General features: G+C 57.0%; 1 protein-coding gene. It reads right to left on the reverse strand.

From position 1 onward, the window contains the following. Positions 1–4 precede the first annotated feature (4 nt). Positions 5–2,095, reverse strand: coding sequence for a TolC family protein (locus tag RISK_RS25965; protein WP_047817270.1), 2,091 nt, complete (start codon positions 2,093–2,095; stop codon positions 5–7). Between the last annotated feature and the right edge of the window lie 341 nt (positions 2,096–2,436).

Consider the following 2,436-nt stretch of genomic DNA (forward strand, 5'->3'; position numbering starts at 1 on the left):
GTTCCTATTCCATGCTTTCCGATGTGGTCACGTCGTCTTTGGGCGCGGAGCCTTCCCATTCGATCATCCCTGATTCACTGACCAGTGATTCTCCGAACGATTCGGTGTCTCGCGGCAAATCAAAGTCAGCGATGCGAGTCAGAGGTGTCAACTGATCCAGTTCGACGGGGCCAGTTTGCAACACCTCAATCTGACTGGTGTTGCCGGGCCGAGTGGGCTGGATGCCTTCCGTCTTGAGCAACGTGCCCATTGCCTTTTGCAATTCAATCAAGGAAATGATGGAAGCGACTTGTGCTGTCACCAAAAGTTGTTCCGCTTCCGTCCGTCGTTTCTGAGTTTCGAGCAGATCCTCCAGCACCAAGGCGGTGGGTCCACCGTCACCTGCCAACACTTCCCAACGTCGGGTTGCAATTTCCTCTTCCCGGACGGCCGCTGCCAGCGTGATCGCTTTGCTGTCCCGCAATTGAAAATTCGCGTTCGCTTGAATCAGTGCGGTTTCAATTTCTCGCCGCGCCGTCAGCAGACTGAGCCGCAATTCTTCGCTGCGTTGTTGGTAGCGATACCGTGCTTCGCGAACCCGACTGCGAGCCGCACGACGCCCGTATGGCAAACTGTATTGCAACATCGCGGTCAGACCAGGACCTTCCGTGAACTGATCACCGAAGGCTTGAAAGAATCGATTGTCGCCACGGAGCCCTGACAGGTACGCATCGAACACGGCATCCAGTTGAGGCTTCAGTTCATTGCGAGTCACGTTGATGCTCAACCCTGCGGCGGCGAGCTCTTGCGTGGCGGCTTGGATGTCCGGTCGATATTCCAAACCACGAACGATCGCATCGTGCAAGTCAATGTTTTCGCTGGGAATGTCGGGGTTCGCGAGCGGGATCAGCTCGACGGATTGATTCAAAGTCGCCAGTGCGGGGCTGCCAACCAGCGTTCGCAAGCGAACCTGCAAACGGCGCAACTCAGCTTCGATTTCAATCAGTCGATCGCGATCGGTTGCCAATCGACGCTGGACCTTGATCCGTTGCAACGGCCCTGAATCCAGGTCCGCACGAGCGTCGACCAAACGGGCGATCTGTTCCCCCCGTTCAATCAGGCTCCGTTGCTGCACCAGGTGACAACGTCGTTCGTACAAACGCCAAAACGCTTGAAACGTTTCGACCAAATGGTTTTCCACTTCTGCCCGCATTTCTTGCCAAGCGATTCGGCTTTCGATGGATGCTTGGGTGACCAGCCGGGTGTTGTAGACCTGGCCGCTGGTCGCGAGCAAAGGTTGCGTGATACTGAGGCTGATTTTCGAATTGCCCTGCGGGTTGGGCTCGAAGAACAGGCTGTTGCTATCGAGCGTCCCCAGCTCTTGGGACAAATCCACCACCGCACCACGACGCGTCAACTTTCGAAAACCACCACTGGCAGTGACCGAATTTTGAATCAGTCGTTCGGGTCCGCCCGTCGTCAAGGTGCTGCCGACTGGATCGTTGATTCGGCCGTAGCCACCTTCCAGCAAAAACGTGGGGTCGAAGACCGCATCCTGTTGAACAATCTTTTCGTAAGCGATTGAAGTCCGGCGTGAAACAGCCGAGATCCGAGGGCTGGTTTCCAGCGTGTCCGTCAACACCGTGGGAAGGTCAAAGGCGACTTGTTCAGGCGACTGCAACAGCCCTGAAAACGCAACGGATTCCCACCATGGGGCGGCAACACTCGGATTGCCTTCCATCTCAAGGTGGTCGGCTTGGGCGGATGAGTCGGCAGGCAATGACATGCCGTCTTCGGCGGGGGCCGGTAGCGGATTGGGAGCCGCCACCGTTTCCGGTTCCAAGGAATCTCGCCGCGCCGCCTCGGCAACGTTGAGTGCTGCCGCGTCTAGAAACCGCTGGAACGAAGTGTCACTTGGCTCATCCGCCCCCATCCGCTGCGGCGACAGCGTGAAAGCGAGCAGACAGGCCGTTCCCGTCATCCAAGCATTCACCATCGATCGTTGCCAAGGCTGATTTGCCTTGACCAACGAATGGCGCCGATGGCACCCCGACGATCCGGCCCGCAACGGCCATCTCGTGAGCATGCTTCGAAAATGCTGAACGACGAGCTTCATTCCTTCCTTGACCAGTTTCGCTTTTGGACGCAAACACCGCCGGTCTCGGACTCCCCCCTTCCTTGCGGGAACGCCAACAGGAGCTGTTGACCGACTGAGTGACTGCGCACCTGGGAACGCCCAGGCGGGATTCACTACGTGTACAGATATCTTCGGAAGCATTGGTCGTGAGGATTGCAACGACCGTGACTGATTTTCAAGTCAAGGTTGGTTTGACCAGGCTCAATCGACAAATCCGGCAGGGTCATCGGAACCCGCAAAGTCTGCGGATCCTACCTGGACACCCGTACGTCTCATGCGGGCGTGAATTTGTGTCGTTTAGGACGATGAGGCAATTCACC

The organism is Rhodopirellula islandica (assembly GCF_001027925.1).
In the GTDB taxonomy this organism is placed as follows: Bacteria; Planctomycetota; Planctomycetia; order Pirellulales; family Pirellulaceae; genus Rhodopirellula; species Rhodopirellula islandica.